The 16,299-nt window shown below is 65.6% G+C and carries 17 protein-coding genes; 8 read left to right on the forward strand and 9 right to left on the reverse strand.

Annotated features, from left to right (window positions below; genetic code table 11):
- Positions 1-120: 120 nt before the first annotated feature.
- From rfbB to E3T39_RS04680, 4 genes are read left to right on the forward strand one after another with little or no spacing between them, the layout of a single operon-like run.
- Complete coding sequence (gene rfbB / locus E3T39_RS04665; RefSeq protein ID WP_134513579.1) at positions 121-1,107, forward strand: dTDP-glucose 4,6-dehydratase; 987 nt, start codon at positions 121-123, stop codon at positions 1,105-1,107.
- A 1-nt stretch (position 1,108) separates the two neighbouring features.
- Positions 1,109-1,963 carry a dTDP-4-dehydrorhamnose reductase gene (gene rfbD, locus E3T39_RS04670; RefSeq protein WP_134513580.1) on the forward strand — a complete coding sequence of 285 codons (855 nt, stop codon included), beginning with the start codon at positions 1,109-1,111 and terminating at the stop codon, positions 1,961-1,963.
- Positions 1,960-3,099, forward strand: coding sequence for a glycosyltransferase family 4 protein (locus tag E3T39_RS04675; RefSeq protein ID WP_134513581.1), 1,140 nt, complete (start codon positions 1,960-1,962; stop codon positions 3,097-3,099). Before rfbD ends, E3T39_RS04675 begins: the two co-directional genes overlap by 4 nt.
- Positions 3,100-3,105: 6 nt before the next feature.
- On the forward strand, positions 3,106-3,513 hold the full coding sequence (locus E3T39_RS04680; protein ID WP_134513582.1) for a GtrA family protein: 408 nt from the start codon (positions 3,106-3,108) through the stop codon (positions 3,511-3,513).
- Between the two features lie 15 nt (positions 3,514-3,528).
- Here E3T39_RS04680 and E3T39_RS04685 read toward each other — a convergent pair whose 3' ends face one another.
- From E3T39_RS04685 to E3T39_RS04695, 3 genes are all read right to left on the reverse strand, one after another.
- On the reverse strand, positions 3,529-4,890 hold the full coding sequence (locus tag E3T39_RS04685) for an LCP family protein (RefSeq protein WP_241979518.1): 1,362 nt from the start codon (positions 4,888-4,890) through the stop codon (positions 3,529-3,531).
- A complete protein-coding gene (purE, locus tag E3T39_RS04690) occupies positions 4,887-5,354 on the reverse strand; it encodes a 5-(carboxyamino)imidazole ribonucleotide mutase (protein ID WP_104192198.1) in 468 nt (155 codons plus the stop codon). Before purE ends, E3T39_RS04685 begins: the two co-directional genes overlap by 4 nt.
- Positions 5,355-5,437: 83 nt before the next feature.
- Positions 5,438-6,574, reverse strand: a complete 1,137-nt coding sequence (locus E3T39_RS04695; protein WP_134513583.1) for a 5-(carboxyamino)imidazole ribonucleotide synthase — start codon at positions 6,572-6,574, stop codon at positions 5,438-5,440.
- A gap of 128 nt (positions 6,575-6,702) precedes the next feature.
- Between E3T39_RS04695 and E3T39_RS04700 the strand changes: the two genes are divergently transcribed.
- Complete coding sequence (locus tag E3T39_RS04700; RefSeq protein ID WP_134513584.1) at positions 6,703-7,233, forward strand: GtrA family protein; 531 nt, start codon at positions 6,703-6,705, stop codon at positions 7,231-7,233.
- Here E3T39_RS04700 and E3T39_RS04705 read toward each other — a convergent pair.
- Positions 7,210-7,788 (reverse strand): PH domain-containing protein, encoded by a 579-nt coding sequence (locus tag E3T39_RS04705; RefSeq protein ID WP_241979519.1) that lies wholly within the window; start codon positions 7,786-7,788, stop codon positions 7,210-7,212. The genes E3T39_RS04700 and E3T39_RS04705 overlap by 24 nt on opposite strands.
- Positions 7,789-7,796: 8 nt before the next feature.
- On the reverse strand, positions 7,797-8,621 hold the full coding sequence (locus E3T39_RS04710) for a biotin--[acetyl-CoA-carboxylase] ligase (RefSeq protein WP_134513585.1): 825 nt from the start codon (positions 8,619-8,621) through the stop codon (positions 7,797-7,799).
- Positions 8,622-8,844: 223 nt separating this feature from the next.
- Here E3T39_RS04710 and E3T39_RS04715 point away from each other — a divergent pair, with 223 nt between their 5' ends.
- Together E3T39_RS04715 and E3T39_RS04720 are read left to right on the forward strand one after the other, a co-directional pair.
- The gene (locus E3T39_RS04715; RefSeq protein ID WP_134513586.1) at positions 8,845-10,449 is read left to right on the forward strand and encodes an acyl-CoA carboxylase subunit beta; all 1,605 of its coding nucleotides are present in this window, start codon (positions 8,845-8,847) and stop codon (positions 10,447-10,449) included.
- On the forward strand, positions 10,449-10,685 hold the full coding sequence (locus E3T39_RS04720; RefSeq protein WP_134513587.1) for an acyl-CoA carboxylase subunit epsilon: 237 nt from the start codon (positions 10,449-10,451) through the stop codon (positions 10,683-10,685). The genes E3T39_RS04715 and E3T39_RS04720 overlap by 1 nt, the downstream gene beginning before the upstream one ends.
- Positions 10,686-11,060: 375 nt before the next feature.
- Here the strand turns inward: E3T39_RS04720 and E3T39_RS04725 are convergent, their stop codons facing one another.
- Genes E3T39_RS04725 through E3T39_RS04740 form a run of 4 tightly spaced genes read right to left on the reverse strand, consistent with a single transcriptional unit; the run spans position 11,061 to position 15,535 of the window.
- On the reverse strand, positions 11,061-12,098 hold the full coding sequence (locus tag E3T39_RS04725) for a hypothetical protein (protein ID WP_241979520.1): 1,038 nt from the start codon (positions 12,096-12,098) through the stop codon (positions 11,061-11,063).
- Positions 12,099-12,109: 11 nt separating this feature from the next.
- Entirely contained in the window at positions 12,110-13,480 is a 1,371-nt protein-coding gene (locus tag E3T39_RS04730; RefSeq protein ID WP_134513589.1) for a sensor histidine kinase, read from the reverse strand.
- Positions 13,473-14,180 carry a response regulator transcription factor gene (locus E3T39_RS04735; RefSeq protein WP_134513590.1) on the reverse strand — a complete coding sequence of 236 codons (708 nt, stop codon included), beginning with the start codon at positions 14,178-14,180 and terminating at the stop codon, positions 13,473-13,475. The genes E3T39_RS04730 and E3T39_RS04735 overlap by 8 nt, the downstream gene beginning before the upstream one ends.
- A gap of 38 nt (positions 14,181-14,218) precedes the next feature.
- The gene (locus E3T39_RS04740) at positions 14,219-15,535 is read right to left on the reverse strand and encodes a class I SAM-dependent RNA methyltransferase (RefSeq protein ID WP_134513591.1); all 1,317 of its coding nucleotides are present in this window, start codon (positions 15,533-15,535) and stop codon (positions 14,219-14,221) included.
- A gap of 84 nt (positions 15,536-15,619) precedes the next feature.
- Between E3T39_RS04740 and E3T39_RS04745 the strand changes: the two genes are divergently transcribed.
- Positions 15,620-16,270 carry a Maf family protein gene (locus E3T39_RS04745; RefSeq protein ID WP_134513592.1) on the forward strand — a complete coding sequence of 217 codons (651 nt, stop codon included), beginning with the start codon at positions 15,620-15,622 and terminating at the stop codon, positions 16,268-16,270.
- The last annotated feature ends 29 nt before the right edge of the window (positions 16,271-16,299 follow it).

Here is a 16,299-nt window from a genome sequence, read left to right on the forward strand (position 1 = left end):
GAGCGCAGAACTCCTGAATCGAGCTCGCAGCACAGAGGCGAGTCGCTGACCATGATCTCTTCCCCATAGCCCGATAGAGTGGCTTGGCCAGCTCACGATTACAGACAGGCATAAATAAGTATGAAGATCCTCGTCACCGGCGGCGCCGGTTTTATCGGCTCCAACTTTGTGCGACGCACGATTGAAGACAAGTACCCGGGCCTCGAAGGCGCCGAAGTTGTCGTGCTCGACGCACTGACCTACTCGGGCAACCTCGAAAACCTCGCCCCGATCGCCGATTCACCGCGCTACTCCTTTGTGCACGGCGACATTCGCGACGGCAAACTACTCGACACGCTGCTTCCCGGGCTCGACGCGGTCGTGCACTTCGCCGCCGAGTCGCACGTTGACCGCTCGGTAATGGACTCGACGATCTTCGTTGAGACCAACGTGCTGGGCACCCAGCAGCTGCTCGACGCGGCGCTTCGCCACAAGCTCGCTCGGTTCGTGCACGTCTCCACCGACGAGGTCTACGGCTCCATCGCCGAAGGCTCTTGGAACGAGGAGCGGGCGCTCGAACCGAACTCCCCCTACAGCGCGTCGAAGGCCGGCAGCGACCTGCTCGCCCGCAGCTATCACCGCACCCACGGCCTCAACGTGTCGATCACGCGCTGTTCGAACAACTACGGCCCGTATCACTTCCCCGAAAAGGTCATTCCCCTCTTCGTCAGCAACCTGATCGACGACCTGCACGTTCCCCTCTACGGCGAGGGCAACAACATTCGCGACTGGCTGCACGTGGACGACCACACCCGCGCTATTGCCATGGTGCTCGTCGGCGGGCGCGCTGGCGAGATCTACAACATTGGCGGCGGCACCGAGCTCACCAATAAGGAGCTCACCCAGCTGCTGCTCGACTCGACCGGCAAGGACTGGTCATACGTCGACCGCGTCGCCGACCGTCTCGGCCACGATCTGCGCTACTCGGTCGACATTTCCAAGATTCAAGCCGAACTGGGGTATGCCCCCGAGGTCCCGTTCGAGCAGGGCCTCGCCGATGTCGTGCAGTGGTACCGTGACAACCGCCAGTGGTGGGAACCGCTCAAGGCTCGTGCGGCGCTGAACTAACATGACCCGCTACCTGATCACCGGGGCCACCGGCATGCTGGGGCTCGACCTACAGACGGCTCTAGCCGGCCGCGACGTGACGGCCCTCGGCCGGAACGACCTCGACGTAACCGACCTCGACGCGGTCAAGGCCGCCGTAGCCGGGCACGACGTCATCATCAACTGTGCCGCCTACACCAAGGTCGACGACGCCGAAACGAACGAAGACGAGGCCTACCAGGTGAACGCGGTGGGGTCGCGGAACCTGGCGGTGGCGGCATCCGCTATGCACGCGAAGCTCGTGCAGATCTCGACGGACTACGTCTTTGATGGCAGCGCGACCACTCCCTACGCCGAGAACACGCCGCACAGCCCAATCTCGGCTTATGGCCGCACGAAGGCTGCCGGAGAGGACTTTGTGGTCGCCGAGAACGGCGCGCGGAGCTACATCGTGCGCACTGCCTGGCTGTATGGCAAAAACGGTCCGAACTTCGCCAAGACCATGCTTAAAGCCGCTGGCACGCGTGACACGTTGAACGTCGTCAACGACCAGGTTGGGCAGCCTACGTGGACGGTTGACCTGGCTGCGCAGATCGTGCTGCTGCTGGACTCCGATGCGCCGGTCGGCATTTACCACGGCACGAACGCCGGGGTGGCTTCGAAGTTCGACCAGGCTCGTGACGTGTTCTCCCTGGCCGGGTTCGACCCGGAACGCGTGCTGCCGACCGATAGCTCGGCCTTCGTGCTGCCGGCGCCCAGGCCCGCGTACTCCGTGCTCGGCCACGCTAATTGGGCGGCCGCCGGGCTTGAGCCGATGCGAGGCTGGCAGGACGCCCAGGCTGCCGCCTTTGCTGCGGGGGTCTTCGAAACAGCATGATCACTCTGCGGGTAGTTGTCGACCAGATGGTCGCCCCGGTTCCGGGCGGTGTCGGTCGTTACACCGACGAACTCACCCGCGCGTTGATTACTAACGCTCCGGCCGGGTGTGAGGTCGAGGGTATCGTCTCGTCGTCGACTCCGGCACAGTATGAACTGATTGAGGCGGCGCTGCCGGGCCTGGCGAACCTGCACAAGACCTCGCTGGCCCGCCGCGAACTCGCTGCGGCCTGGGCCCTCGGCGTGACGGCGTCGTCGGGCACCGGTCTGATTCACGCGCCCGGACTGCTCGCTCCGCTGCGTCGCCACGACCGGGCGGAGGACGGCACCCAGATTGCCGTGACCTTGCATGATGTGCTCGCGTGGACGCATCCGTCGTCACTGACCCCGGCCACCGTGGCCTGGACCAAGGGAATGCTCAAGCGCGCCCGCAAGCACGCCGACGCGATCGTCGTGCCGAGCCACGCCGTCGCGCGGCAGCTGACCGACATCATGGATCTGGACGACCGGGTGCGGGTGATCGGCGGCGCTGTGGGGCGCGGGCTCGTACTGCCGGCCATTCCCCTGGTTGAGGAGCGCCTGCAAGCCCTGGGGCTCCCCTCGCAGTACATTTTGACCTCCGGGTCGCTCGACCCGCGCAAGGCCGTCACTGCGCTGATCACGGCGCTCGGGCTGCCCGGCGCACCGGACCTGCCACTGATCGTGCTCGGCCCGGACACCTGGGGAGAACTCGACCTGGCCTCGGTCGCCGATGAAGCCGGGCTGGCGCCCGGGCGGGTGCGCGCGATGTCGGGGCTGAGCGACTCCGACCTGGCCGTGGTGATTGCCCGGGCGAGCGTGTTCGTCTACCCGAGCCTCGAAGAAGGCTTCGCGTTGCCGATCATCGAGGCGTTCCACCTCGGCACGCCGGTCGTACACTCCGACGCCCCCGCCCTGCTGGAAGCAGCCGGTGACGCTGGCGTCGCGGTGGAGCGGTCGTCAAAGGGGTACCCCGAACGACTTCAGGACGCCGTCAACCGGGTGCTCGGCGACAGCGCGCTGCGCAACCGCATGACCATCTTCGGCGGCGACCGGTCGCGAGCCTTCAGCTGGCGGGACTCCGCCGAGCGGGTCTGGCAGCTGCACGCGGACCTGTAGCCCTTGATGCTGAGGCTTCTGCAAGACCAGCGGGTTCGCTTTCTCGCGGTCGGCGCCACGAACACGCTCGTCGGGTATCTGGTCTTCTCAGCCTTCACCCTCTGGGTTTTCGCGGATGTCTACCTCGGCTACCTGATCAGCCTCGCCCTCTCGTACGTGGTCGGCATAACTCTGGCTTTCGTGCTCTACCGGCGGTTTGTATTCGTGGTGCGCGGTCACGTGCTGCGGGACTTCGCCCGGTTCGTGAGCGTCTACCTGGTCGCGATTGCAATCAACGCGGCCGCGCTGCCGCTGCTGGTGGAAGTCGCGCGGGTGCCGCCGCTGCTCGCCCAGTTGATCATTCTCGTGGTCACGACGCTGCTGAGCTTCTTCGGGCACAAGAAGTTCTCGTTTCGCCGCAGTGGCGCCGAGTAACGGGCGAGTGCCGAGTTACGGGGTCGGGGTGGGCGCCGGCTCCAGAGCTGCGGCGATCATGGCCTGGATGGCGGAGTAGTCGGGGTCTTCGGGGTCGACGCCGTTCTCGGGGATAAGCGGCACCGAGATAACCGGCAGTTCCTTGGTCTTCGACGCGAGGTTCACGAAGTAGCCGAGCATGCCCTGGGGAACGTCGGTCTTCACGACGCGGGAGCTGGCCGCGGCCACACCCTGAAACTTGGTGAGCACGTTCGCCGGGCTGGCCTGCGCGAGCAGGGCCTCCTGCATCTGGGTCTGGCGTTGCATGCGGTCGTAATCGCTGGTGCCATGCCGTGAGCGGGCAAACCAGAGGGCGTGGTAGCCGTCCATGTGCTGCATGCCCGGCTCGAACCAGAACAACACCTTGTTGAAGTACTCGTCGGTGTGCACCGGAACGCGGTTCTGCACGTCGATGTCGACACCACCGAGAGCATCAATAAGTTCGGAGAAGCCCTGCATATCGATGAGTACGAAGTACTGAATGGTGAGTCCGGTGATGCCTTGGGCCGCCTCGAGCGTGGCCTGAACACCGGGGGAACTGCCCTCGGCCACCGCGTTCGGGTAGTACTCGGGGCGTTTCAGCTCGGCCTCGGTGAAGATGGCGTTGAGCATGCAGCCACCCGACACGTCGCATCCGTCGATGGAACCGTAGCCCTCTGGGTAGAGCGCTCCGAGCGAAGACCCAGCCGAGAACGGCACGTCCTCGAGGTTGCGCGGCATGCTAATGGTGGTGGCCTGGCCGGTCGTGGCGTCGATGCTGACCACCGACATACTGTCGGGGCGCAGGCCGTCGCGGTCGGCGCCGGCGTCACCGCCGAGCAGCAGGATGTTGTAGCGGCCATCGACCGGCGGTTCGCTCGGGCCGGCCACGAACACGGAGGAGAGGAATCCGCTCGCCGAGGTGGCGAAGAAGGCGCCGTAGCCGGCGGTTCCGCAGACGACGACCATGAGCGCCGCGGAGAACGCTGCGATGATCGGGCGGGCGCCGGGCGCGGCGCGGCGCAGGTTGATCAGGCCGAGGGTGTTGACGGTGAGCACGAGCCAGGTAAGCGCGTAGAAGGCGAGCACAGCGGCGGCTGCCCACAGGCCGATCGTGTTGGTGAACACGGTGAGCACGGCCTCGGGCCAAAACAGGTAGATCACGCCGACAATGATCGCAGCGGTGACCAGGGTGAGGGAGGCGCGGAGGCCGAATCGGCCGAGGCGGCGGTTGCCGGCCAGCACCTGCGCCGAACCGGGCAGAACGAAATTGAGTACGACAAGCCACCACGCACGCGTCGTCATAATGCGTGCGGAGCCGGAATTCGGGTGCCGGATCGGGTCTGTCACACTGCTCATAATCGCGTCTGGAGGTCCCGGTTCTTCTGCTCGACCAAATCTGCGAGCTGCACCGAATAGTCTTCGAGTTTGTGGCGCAGCGCGTCATCGCTCGTGGCGAGAATCTTGATCGCAATCAGCGCGGCGTTCTTCGCCCCGCCGATCGAGACCGTCGCGACGGGCACGCCAGCTGGCATCTGCACGATCGACAGCAACGAGTCGAGGCCGTCGAGCAGCCCGAGCGGAACGGGCACCCCCACCACCGGCAGAGTGGTCATGGCGGCGAGCATGCCGGGCAGGTGCGCGGCTCCCCCGGCTCCGGCGATGATTACCTTGAGGCCGCGGGCCTGCGCGCTGCGCCCATAGTCGAGCATTTTCTCTGGGGTGCGGTGCGCCGAAACCACCTGCACCTCGTGCGCCACCCCGAAGTCAGTGAGAGTCTGTGCTGCGGCGCTCATAACGGTGAAGTCGGAGTCGCTGCCCATGACCAAGCCGACGAGCGGCGCGCTAAAGCTCGCGGGCTCGTTAAATGTCTCGGTGTTGTCTGGCACGCAAATGATCCTATTGCTCACTGCTGAAAGAATTGTGCAGTGGCACGCGCTTGGTAGGCAACTTCGTCGAGATCGTCGCCGCCCGCCGTGACATGGCCCACCTTGCGGCCGGGCCGTGATGCCTTGCCATAGTTGTGCACCTTCACGAGCGGATGCTGCGCCAGGCCCGCCGCGTAACGGTCACTCAGCGAGCCTGAGGCTGGCCCGCCGAAGATGTTCACCATGACCGTCCACGGGTCCCTGGCACCGGTCGCACCGAGCGGCAGGTCAAGCACCGCCCGCAGGTGTTGCTCGAACTGGCTCGTGGTCGCGCCGTCAATCGACCAGTGACCGCTGTTGTGCGGGCGCATCGCCAATTCATTGATGAGGAGGCGCTCATCCGTTGTTTGAAACAGCTCTACGGCGAGCACCCCGGTGACGCCGATGCCCTCGGCCACGGCCACCGCGATGTCGGTAGCCACGTCGGCGATCCGGCCCACGGACTGGGGGGCCGGCGCGATGACCTCGGCGCAGACGCCGTCGCGTTGCACGGTCTCCACGACCGGCCAAACCGCGATCTCCCCGCTCGGGCGGCGGGCAACCACCTGGGCCAGCTCACGGCTGAAGTGCACGAGCTCTTCGACCAGAAGCGCGCCGCCGTTGCCGTCTTCGGCGAGGGCCTGAAACCAGTCGTCAACGTCATGTTCGTGGCTGACCACGCGCACACCCTTGCCGTCGTAGCCGCCGCGGGCGGTCTTGACGACGGCGCGGCCGCCGTGATTGCTGAGAAATTCGGCGAGCCCGGCGACGTCAACGATGCGCGCCCAATCCGGCACCGGCAGCCCCAGCTCGGCGAGCTTTTCGCGCATCAGTAGCTTGTCTTGCGCGTAGAGCAGGGCGTCGGGGCCGGGGCGCACCGTGACTCCCTCGCGCACGAGTTCGCGCAGAATCTCCTGCGGCACGTGTTCGTGGTCGAAGGTGATCACATCGACGGTCTTCGCGAACGCGAGAACCGTGGCCAGGTCGCGATAGTCACCGACACTCACGGCAGCGAGGTCGGCGGACATACCATCGGCTTCGGCGAGAACCTTCAGCTCAATGCCGAGGTTCACGGCCGCGGGAATCATCATGCGGGCGAGCTGGCCCGCTCCAATCACACCGACGGTCAAAGCCATCTGTTCACCATTTTCTCTGCAAGCGTTCAGCTAAACGCACGTCAAACTCGGCCCGTAAATTTCAGTTCGCCGTAGACTTCGAGACTTGAGTGCTTTCTAGCCCACTTTACCGAACGTCGGACGGACGCATGTCGATCACCCCGAAGCAGCGCCTGCTCAGTTTCCTGAGCCAGGGACTCAAGTTCGGCGCCGTCGGTGCGCTGGGCTTCGTGGTGGACTTCACGGTGTTCAACCTGCTTCTCACCACCGTGCTGGATTCCACCGAGGTACACGCCGGCCCCATCTACGCCAAGATCATCTCGACGGTGCTGGCCATTCTGGTGAACTGGCTCGGCAACCGTTACTGGACCTTCAGCAAGAACCGCCAGGATCACACGGCCCGGGAGGGCGTGGAGTTTCTCGCGGTGAGCCTCGTGGGCATGGGCATTGGCATCGCCTGCCTGTGGTTCAGCCATTACGTGCTCGGCTACACCAGCCTTCTCGCCGACAACATCTCGGGCAACGTCGTCGGCCTGCTGCTCGGGGCGATGTTTCGCTTCACGCTCTACCGCTACTGGGTGTTTGCACCGAGCCGGAGCGGGGCGCCGGCATCCGCTGGTATCGGTTCGGTCAGTACCCGCACCGGGGCTGTTCGGTTAGCGGCGACCCCAGAACGCTGACTCGTCGGAGTGGGCTGACTGCTCCTGCCGGCGAGAGCCGATGACGGTGCTCGCCTTTTCCATGAGGTCGTGCAGCGCGCTCTGCACGAGGTCGACGTTGGGAACGTCTTTCAAGACCAGCGGATGCTCCAGCCCCGAATTGATCAGGACCGTGCCCGAGTGAAACCCGGCCTGCACCCAGTTCTGCCGCACGCTCACGTCGTAGCCGCGGCTGTGCAATAGCTCCTGGCGGGTGCGCACGAAGAATCCGTGGCGAAAGATGATGCGACGGGTGGTGATCGTGTAGCGCTTCGTGAGCCAGGCGCCGAGCGGCAGCAGCCAGCCGATTACGGCGAGCGCGATGGCGCCGCCGAGCACAGCGGCGTTCTGCCACGGCTCCGCCATGTTGCCGAAGAAGTACCCGGTGCCACCGGCCAGGGCGAACAGGAGCAGTGTTGGCCAGACCAGGACGCGGGCGTGCGGGCGCAGGCGAGCCACGACCTTCTCTGGCCGGCTCTCGCGGGCATAGCCGGAGGATTCGGTCTCGTTGGTCTCGCCCTGCGTTTTCTTCTTCATTACCTCTATTAATACCTCAGGTGGGTGACATCGCCAGCGGCGACAGACCGTTCCTCGCCATCGACCTGGTTGACGACGGTCAGCCGGCCGTCAGCGTCAATGCCGGTGGCGGTGCCGACCAGGTCGGTGCCGCCGGGCAGTTCCACGCGCACGACACTGCCGAGCGTGCCGCAGAGCGCGGAGACGGCGGTATGCAGGCCGCTCGTCTCTGCGTCACCGTGTGCTTTCACGAAGGCTTCGTAGAGCGTTACGAGCTCGTGCAGGTAGGCGGCGAGCACCTGATCGGGGTCGGGCGCTGTGCGGGTGACCAGCAGCAGCGAGGTGGACGTGAGGGTGGGCAGATCGTGTTCGTCGAGGGAGAGGTTGAGACCGGCGCCGATGATGATGCCCTTCCCGTCGGGCAGGAGCTCGCACAGGATGCCGCACACCTTATAGCCGTCGATCAGTACGTCATTGGGCCATTTCAGGGTTGTATCGTGGCGGGGGTCCTCGGCTTCTTTGACCCCTTCGACCGGCTTCATGCTCGCCTCGACGACTGATTTCACGGCGCGGGTCATGGCGGCGCCGGCCAGCAGGGGGAACCAGCCGAGGGCGTGCGGCGGCACCTCCGGGCGCACGAGCACGGAGATGGCCAGGGCCTTGCCGGTCGGGGCCAACCAGACGCGGCCGAGCCGGCCACGCCCCTGGGTCTGGTTGTCGGTGACTACAACCGAGAGGTCGGGCCAGGCGGCGGCATCCGCTGTGGCGTGTTCTTTGAGCACATCGTTGGTCGAGGCGGCCTCGGAACGGTACTCGAACCGGCTCACCTCGGTGCGGCTGAGCGAAAACTCCATGGTGGCGACCCTCTCGTCGGCATAACTCCTGCAATTCTGTCGAATATGGCCTCAAAACACCTATTTCGAGGTGTTTCTGACCAAATTGCAGGAGTTCTGAACCTGGCGGAAGGGTTTCGGCTGGCCGATGGACCGCTGAAGGGGGAAACGTGCAGTGTTGGCCGGAAAAGTTGTGGAACATCGTCAACGGGGAGCGTGCGGGGGGTGCCGGTAGAGTGAAACGGTGACTGATAAGACGCCCGCCGCGGCACCCGACCTGTATACGACGGCGGGAAAACTCGCCGACCTCAAGCTGCGTTATCACGAAGCCGTGACCGCCAGCGGGGCGACCGCCATCGAAAAGCAGCATGCCAAGGGCAAGATGACCGCCCGCGAGCGCGTGGACCTGCTGCTCGACCAGGGCTCTTTTGTGGAGCTCGATGAGTTCGTGCGGCACCGCACCGTGGCTTTTGGCATGGAGAAGAAACGGCCATATGGTGACGCGGTGGTCACCGGAACCGGCACCATCCACGGCCGCCAGGTGGCTGTGTACTCGCAGGACTTCACCATCTTCGGCGGCTCGCTCGGTGAGGTCGCCGGCGAGAAGATCATCAAGGTGATGGATCTCGCCCTGAAGACCGGTGTGCCGATCATCGGCATTCTCGATTCCGGCGGAGCGCGCATCCAGGAGGGCGTCGTGGCCCTCGGCAAGTACGGCGAGATCTTTCGACGCAACACGGCCGCATCCGGTGTCATTCCGCAGATCTCGATCATCTGCGGCCCGGCCGCCGGCGGCGCGGTCTACTCCCCCGCTCTGACCGACTTTGTGATCATGGTCGACAAGACCAGCCAGATGTTCGTCACCGGCCCCGATGTCATCAAGACCGTCACCGGCGAAGATGTCGGCATGGAAGAGCTCGGCGGAGCCCTCACCCACAACAAGGTCTCCGGCGTCTCGCACTACCTCGCCAGCGACGAGCCCGACGCGCTCGACTTCGCCCGCGCCCTGCTGAGCTACCTGCCCGACAATAACCTGGCCGAGCTGCCCGTGTTCGACAGCGAGGTGGAGCTCGAAACAACGGATGCCGACCGTCGCCTCAACACGATCATCCCCGATTCGCCCAACCAGCCCTACGACGTGAAGACCGTCATCGAGCACATCGTGGACAACGGCGACTTTCTCGAGACGCAGCCGCTGTACGCGCCGAACATCGTCGTGGGGTTCGCCCGGGTCGAGGGGCGCTCCATTGGAATCGTCGCCAACCAGCCCAACGCCATGGCCGGAACCCTGAACATCGAGGCCGGCGAGAAGGCTTCACGCTTCGTGCGGTTCTGCGATGCGTTCTCCATCCCGATTCTCACCCTCGTCGACGTGCCCGGCTTTCTGCCGGGCACCGACCAGGAATGGACCGGCATCATCCGTCGCGGCGCGAAACTGCTCTACGCCTACGCTGAGGCCACCGTGCCGCTGGTCACCGTCATTCTGCGTAAGGCCTACGGCGGCGCGTACATCGTGATGGGATCCAAGCAGCTCGGCGCCGACACCAACCTGGCCTGGCCGACCGCGGAGATCGCTGTCATGGGCGGCCAGGGCGCCGTGAACATTCTCTACCGCGCCGAGATCAAGGCGGCCGAAGAGGCCGGCGAAGACGTGGCAGCGGTGCGCACGCGCCTCGCCAACGAGTACACCTACAACGTGGCCAGCCCGTTTCTCGCGGCGGAACGCGGAGAGCTCGACGGCATCATCGAACCGGCGGCTACGCGCGTGTCGGTCATCAAGGCCCTGCGCGCCCTGCGCACCAAGCGGGCGACCCTGCCCGCCAAGAAGCACGGGAACATTCCGCTGTAATGCCAAATTCGAAGCCTTCAGAGTTCGACCCGTCGGAGCTGGTTTTCGTGACCACGCATGTGAGTGATGTCGAGGTGTCGGCGGTGACCGCCGTCATCCGTGGTCTGTTGCGGGAAGAGTCCGACGAGCGTCGGGCCGCGCCGGAACTCGGTCAGAGTGCCTGGCAGCAAAACCAGCGCCCCTTGCGGGAGCCGGTGCACCCCGGCGCCAACCGCTGGCGCGGCTTCACCGGCTAGCTGCCCGGCCGCGTCCCACCCCCTTTCGGATGGGGCCCGGGCCCCGTCCACCGGCCCAGTCTATAAACTGGGCCCAAGGACGGGGCCCGGGCCCCGTCCGCGTGAGGCGGGTGCATCTACCGGTACGTCTGTCCCCATAAATGCCGACTGTGCAGACGAGTTTGGTAGTGCAGACTGAAGGTGCTCGGTGATGCTCCTTGAGTTTCACCACCAATCATTCGCTGACTAGGGTAAGCGAGCGAATGTGTTGGGGGCGAGAACGGATGGCATTCGGGTTGTCGTCCTTTCTCGAATACTCGTTAGGGGATCAGCTTCGGCTGATCCCCTTTCGCGTTTGTCCCGGCGCGCCACGCGCACCGCTAGGCACGCGCACCGCTAGGCGGAGGCGGCGGGCTCGACCTTTCGGGGGATTTCTATCCACAGGTCCACTTCTTCTTCACCGGACGAGTCCGGTCCGAGGGCGCTGACGGCCGGGTCGGGGCTGGAAAGGCCCACCACGGTGACCGCGATGGTCGCGTTGTCGGCAGATGTGCGAGCGATGATCCTGTCGGCCTGGGTGCGGCTGATTGCAGTCGCGAGGGTGTTGAGCACGATCTCCAGGGCGGAACCATTGAGATCGTCTATCCCGCCTTCATCGAGCAGGGTGACGCTCGCGCCGCGTCGACGGGCGGCCATGACCTGTTCGCGCACGGCGTGGTTCAGCAGACGCCGTCCACGGATTTCATCGCGAATTGCTGCTTCGAGTAGTCGGCACTCCTGGCGGTCGGCCTCGCTGAGATCGCCATCGCTCTCGCTGATACGCCGCAGCATGGGCATGGCCAGACGCATGGTGTGGGTCAGCCGCACCTGGCGCTCGTAGAGGTGGGCCTCCTGCGCGGCGTGCCATCCGCTCGCCTCCCGCTCAGCCCTTCCATACTGGCGGGCATCCCGGCTGGCCTTTACGAGCGCTCTCGACAGCAGCGCGGCCGCGACAACCCAGACCACGCTGCCGATAACGCCCATGTGCCCCAGCTCGCCAACCCCCGCCCAGATCACACTGTGCAGCACGAGCGCGCCGACACCCAGCAGGGCCAGCTGTGGGCGCTTGCGGGCAGCCGTGATCGTCATGAGGGTGCCGATCGCGGCCACGTACCAGGTGGCGTACCCGAGGTTGCCGGAGGATCCATCGAGCTGGCTGCCCACGATTAGCGGAATCGCTACCGAGACTCCCACGTTGAACAGGGCCAGCGGCAGCGACATGCGTATGGGGCTGCTGGTCCAGAGGCTCGCAACCGTCGCCACGACAAACAGGCCCATAGCCGCCAATATCGGTGCTACGGACACCGGCTGGTCGAGCGAATATACGCCGAGCAGCACATGGTAGCCCGAGAAGAAAGCGGCCACGATGAGAGCCAGGGTGCGAGAAACGACCACGACACCGGGCATTATCGATTGCCCGCGCCCGGCCCGGACAGCGAGCCCTTCGCTTCGGCCGACTGGTCACCGCTCGCATCGTCCGGCCGCGGCCAGGTGAGGGTGATGGTCGTGCCCTGGCCAAGGCTCGTGCGCAGAACGGCCACACCGCCGGCGGCGGCCACCCGGTCATGGATCGACACGCGCAGGCCCAGACGGGCGCTGGCGACGCTGGAAACGTCGAAACCGCGGCCGGTGTCGCTGATGCAGATGGTGCATCCGCTTTGGTCATCACCGCCCACAGTGACGCTGCGCGATTGTGCGGGGCCCGCGTGTTGCACGCTGTTAATCATGGCCTGCACGCTGGCCGAGTAGAGAGCCTCCGCGGCGTGCTCGGGAAGGGTGAGGCCTTCCACTCCCAGATCGGTCACGGTGAACACTCCGGTCGCTGTCGCGGCGGAGCGAATGCGCGCCGTCAGCTGGCTGACGGTGACCGTGACATCGTCGAGATTTCGCTCTCCGCTGGCTGCCTGCAAGCGGATGATGGCGCTGCGAGCCATAGCGGCGGCCAGCTCGGCTCCCTTGGCATTACGCACCCCGGCCGCGGAGAGAAGTGTCGCGAGCACACTGTCGTGCACGATGGAGTCGACCTCAACCCGTTCAACCTCAGTAGCATGATGCCGCACCGCTACGGCGTATTTGGCGAGCGCATTGGACTGGGCAGTATCGACGCGTGTTGTGGCCTGGCGCAGCACATAGATGATGATGAGTGCTGTCCCGCCGAGCAGCATGGCGTAGAACGTGTCGAGCGCAGCGAGCAGGTTCTCGGCCTCGCCGCCGGAGGGCAGCACCCGCACGAGCCCAAAGGTGACCGGGGTAACCACGGTGTAGACGATGGCCCACGCGAAGGGCAGGGCAATTGCCGCGCACGAAGTGGCGACACCGCAGAGGTACCAGAGCCACGGCTTACTCTCGAGTACCACTGTGGGATCGATCATGACCAACGGCCACACAAAGAGTGCGGCAAGATACACGGCCGACACTGCGCCCGCAGCCGTACGGATGCCCTGCCGGATCAGCGTCGCAGTGACGAAGATCAAAATCACCAGTGCCAGAACGATCGCAATCGGCACCGCTGCCGAAGCTTTGCGGCTGCCGAGTTGCTCAAGCATGACCGGCAGGGCCTGCAGGGCGAAGACCACGGCGACGGCGGCCACCGACCGCGACAGCACGATTTCGATCTGGGCGTGGCTGATCGGGTTGCGCGGCTGCCGCGCGCGGCCGAACAGGCCGCCATCGGCCTGGAATCCGTCGTCACCGACCGCGGAGAACGGCTGGGTTGTCGTGGAAACCAAGGCACCCTGACGGTTGTGGTCGCCCTGGCGGGCGGCCCGTTTAGGCACCGCGGTCAGCTTCGGTGGCGTCGAGCCCTGGCAGGATTCCATCTTCGACGGCGCGACGAAGCAGGTCGACCTTGGTCGGAGCAGGACGCCCGACCTCGACGTACTTCACCCGAATGCGGTCGAGGTATTCCCGGGCGGTGGAGTGTGCAATACCGAGCTGCATGGCGACCATCTTGAGCGGCAGTCCCGACGCGTAGAGGTGGAGCACGTCGCGTTCGCGGCGACCGAGCTGTGCCTTGGCGAAGTCGCGGTCGGCGTCGATGGCAGTGGCCCACTCGAGGTTGTTGAGCACATCACCTCGGGCAACGGATGCGACGGCCGCCATGACGGTGGTGGTCGGGGACGACTTGGGAATGACTCCGGCAGCGCCGGCAGCGAGAGCTTCTCGCACCGAAGCGACGCGGTCGGCAATGCTGTGTACGAGCACAGCGGAGCCGGTGGCCGCCGCCAGGTGCACGTTGTCGGTGACGAGCGACCCGTCGCCGAGCGAGAGGTCGAGCACGATCACGTCGCATGGGCGGCCGGCGAGGCCGTCGACGAGCGCCTGAGCGGTGGCTGCCGCGAACAAGACTTCGTAGCCGGCGTTCTCGCAGGCGGCCTGCAAGCCCAATCGCACCGACTCGTGGTCGTCGACAATTCCGACCCGAACGGGGGCATCGGTGGGGATGGATGGTGCGGAATCAGTAGCTGCGTGGCTCACGGTAGGGCTGCCTTCGGTTTGTCTGGTCTCAACGATAGCTATTTGCAGAGCAGTGCGACGGCTTCGACGTGGTGGGTATTGGGAAACAGGTCGAAAGCACGCAGGTTCTTCAGCTCATAACCCTGCTTCTGAAACAGCGCCACGTCACGGGCGAGCGCCACGGGGTCACAGGCCACATAGACGATTTGTTGTGGAGCGAGGGCGACCAGCTGGTCGACGACGGCCTTGCCGGCGCCGGAGCGCGGCGGGTCGAGCACCACCGTCGCGGCGGCGAGACGGGCCCGTTCGGCGGCATCCGCTTCGCGCAGCAGTCGTTGCAGAAAACGGTCGACCCGGTCGGCTTCGGCGGTCGCGCCGGCCCACTCCTTGAGGTTGCGAGCGGCGAAAGCAACCGCTTCGGAGTCGCTCTCTACCGAGGTGATGCGGGTCGTCGGGCCGAATTTATCGCCGACGGCCGCGGCGAGCAGGCCAACGCCGCCGTACAGGTCGAGGTTGGAGGCGCGCGGATCGAACACGCTCGGGTCGATGATGTCCTGCACCGCGTGGTACAGGGTGTCGGCGGCCATCGAGTGCACCTGCCAGAAGCCCGAGCGGTCCAGTTCGAACTCACGGTCGGCGACGATCTCGTGAATCAGACCGTGCGGCACCCGCTTGGGTTTGCCGTTCATATCTTTGGCTGAGACGAGCACCTGCACGTCGCCCTTGCTCGGCGCGACCAGGTCGATTTTCGCCGCGTTGTGAAACAGGGTGTCGAGCGGGGCACGAAGTTCGAGCTCGTGCTCGGCGAGCGGCAGGTCATCGACCGGAATGACCCGGTGGCTGCGGGCTGCGTACGGGCCGATCGTTCCATCGGCTGCCACGTGCAGGCTCACCCTGGTGCGCCATCCGGTACCGTCCATCGCGTCGCCGGGGCTGGCTTTCGCACTGACCGCAACCGGCTCGACGATAACGTCAGTGTCGAGGCCGGCCATGCGCTGCAGCGCATCGGCGAGCACCTGGCGCTTGAGTTCGCGTTGAAAGCCGAGCTCGATGTGGCCAAATTCTGCGCCGCCGGCGCGGTCTTCGGGGGCGCGATCAACGGATGCCGCGCTCCAGATGTGCGGCTGGCGTTCGGGGGCTTCGTCGATGACGGTGACCGTTTCGGCGCGCCAGAAGCTCTTGTGGTTGGCCTCGGTGAGGCGGGCGCGCACCCGTTCGCCGGGGAGGGTGTCGCTGACGAAAATCACGCGACCCTCGTGGCGGGCGATGAAGATTCCGCCGTGCGCGACGTTGGTGATGTTCAGTTCAAGCTCGTCGCCGACGCTCGCCGAGGATGTCGGCTCGGAGGCCTGGGGCTGGTGACTCGAGTTGCTCATCTAATGATGATCCCACACGGCCTCGCCGGCTTGCTCCTGCTGGCCTGCTTGAATGGATGCTCACCCTCTCGTTGATAGGACCGCATGCGCCTCCACCTGGCTTCCACGTCTCCGGCCCGCCTCGCCCTGCTGCGCGCGGCCGGCATCGAACCCGTACTGATCAACCCCGACGTCGATGAGGCTCGGGTCGTCGCCGAGACCGAGGCCGCGGTGGGCTCGGTGCTGGAGCCGCGAGTACTCGTGGAGCTGCTGGCGCGCGCGAAAGCGGAGGCGGCGGTATCCGCTGCGCTGAAGGAACCGCTGACCGGGCTGCTGCTGGGCGGCGACTCGGTGTTCGTACTCGATGGCGTCATCTACGGCAAGCCGCACACCGCTGAGGCCGCGCGGGAACGCTGGGAGCGCCAGCGCGGGCGTACGGGAACGCTGTATTCGGGGCACTGGCTGATCGAGGTCGCCGACGGCGTGCCAGGCCGGGCGATCGGCGCGGTCGCGGTGGCCGAGGTGACGTTTGCCGATGATCTCGACGACGCCGAGCTCGACGCCTATATCGCCACCGGGGAGCCTCTGTTCGTGGCAGGAGCGTTCACCATTGACAGCCTCGGCGCTCCTTTTATAACGAGCATCGTCGGTGATCCGTCAACCGTGGTGGGACTGTCGCTTCCGACGCTGCGACGGCTGGTGCGCGCTCTTGGGCACGAGTGGCCGGCCCTGTGGAATCGCCCCGGAGCGCTGTAATTGTAGGCATCCACAAGAATCTGCCGGGT

The organism is Cryobacterium suzukii, assembly GCF_004403185.1.
GTDB lineage: Bacteria > Actinomycetota > Actinomycetes > Actinomycetales > Microbacteriaceae > Cryobacterium > Cryobacterium suzukii.

Bases quoted from the DNA above. Each gene is read 5' to 3' on its own strand.
- E3T39_RS04710 (WP_134513585.1), bottom strand. From the start codon at position 8,621: ATGGAGTTTTCGCTCAGCCGCACCGAGGTGAGCCGGTTCGAGTACCGT.
- rfbD (WP_134513580.1), top strand. From the start codon at position 1,109: ATGACCCGCTACCTGATCACCGGGGCCACCGGCATGCTGGGGCTCGAC.
- E3T39_RS04695 (WP_134513583.1), bottom strand. From the start codon at position 6,574: ATGGCTTTGACCGTCGGTGTGATTGGAGCGGGCCAGCTCGCCCGCATG.
- E3T39_RS04680 (WP_134513582.1), top strand. From the start codon at position 3,106: ATGCTGAGGCTTCTGCAAGACCAGCGGGTTCGCTTTCTCGCGGTCGGC.
- E3T39_RS04740 (WP_134513591.1), bottom strand. From the start codon at position 15,535: ATGAGCAACTCGAGTCACCAGCCCCAGGCCTCCGAGCCGACATCCTCG.
- E3T39_RS04720 (WP_134513587.1), top strand. From the start codon at position 10,449: ATGCCAAATTCGAAGCCTTCAGAGTTCGACCCGTCGGAGCTGGTTTTC.
- E3T39_RS04705 (WP_241979519.1), bottom strand. From the start codon at position 7,788: ATGAAGAAGAAAACGCAGGGCGAGACCAACGAGACCGAATCCTCCGGC.
- E3T39_RS04675 (WP_134513581.1), top strand. From the start codon at position 1,960: ATGATCACTCTGCGGGTAGTTGTCGACCAGATGGTCGCCCCGGTTCCG.
- E3T39_RS04700 (WP_134513584.1), top strand. From the start codon at position 6,703: ATGTCGATCACCCCGAAGCAGCGCCTGCTCAGTTTCCTGAGCCAGGGA.
- E3T39_RS04685 (WP_241979518.1), bottom strand. From the start codon at position 4,890: ATGAGCAGTGTGACAGACCCGATCCGGCACCCGAATTCCGGCTCCGCA.
- purE (WP_104192198.1), bottom strand. From the start codon at position 5,354: ATGGGCAGCGACTCCGACTTCACCGTTATGAGCGCCGCAGCACAGACT.
- E3T39_RS04745 (WP_134513592.1), top strand. From the start codon at position 15,620: ATGCGCCTCCACCTGGCTTCCACGTCTCCGGCCCGCCTCGCCCTGCTG.
- rfbB (WP_134513579.1), top strand. From the start codon at position 121: ATGAAGATCCTCGTCACCGGCGGCGCCGGTTTTATCGGCTCCAACTTT.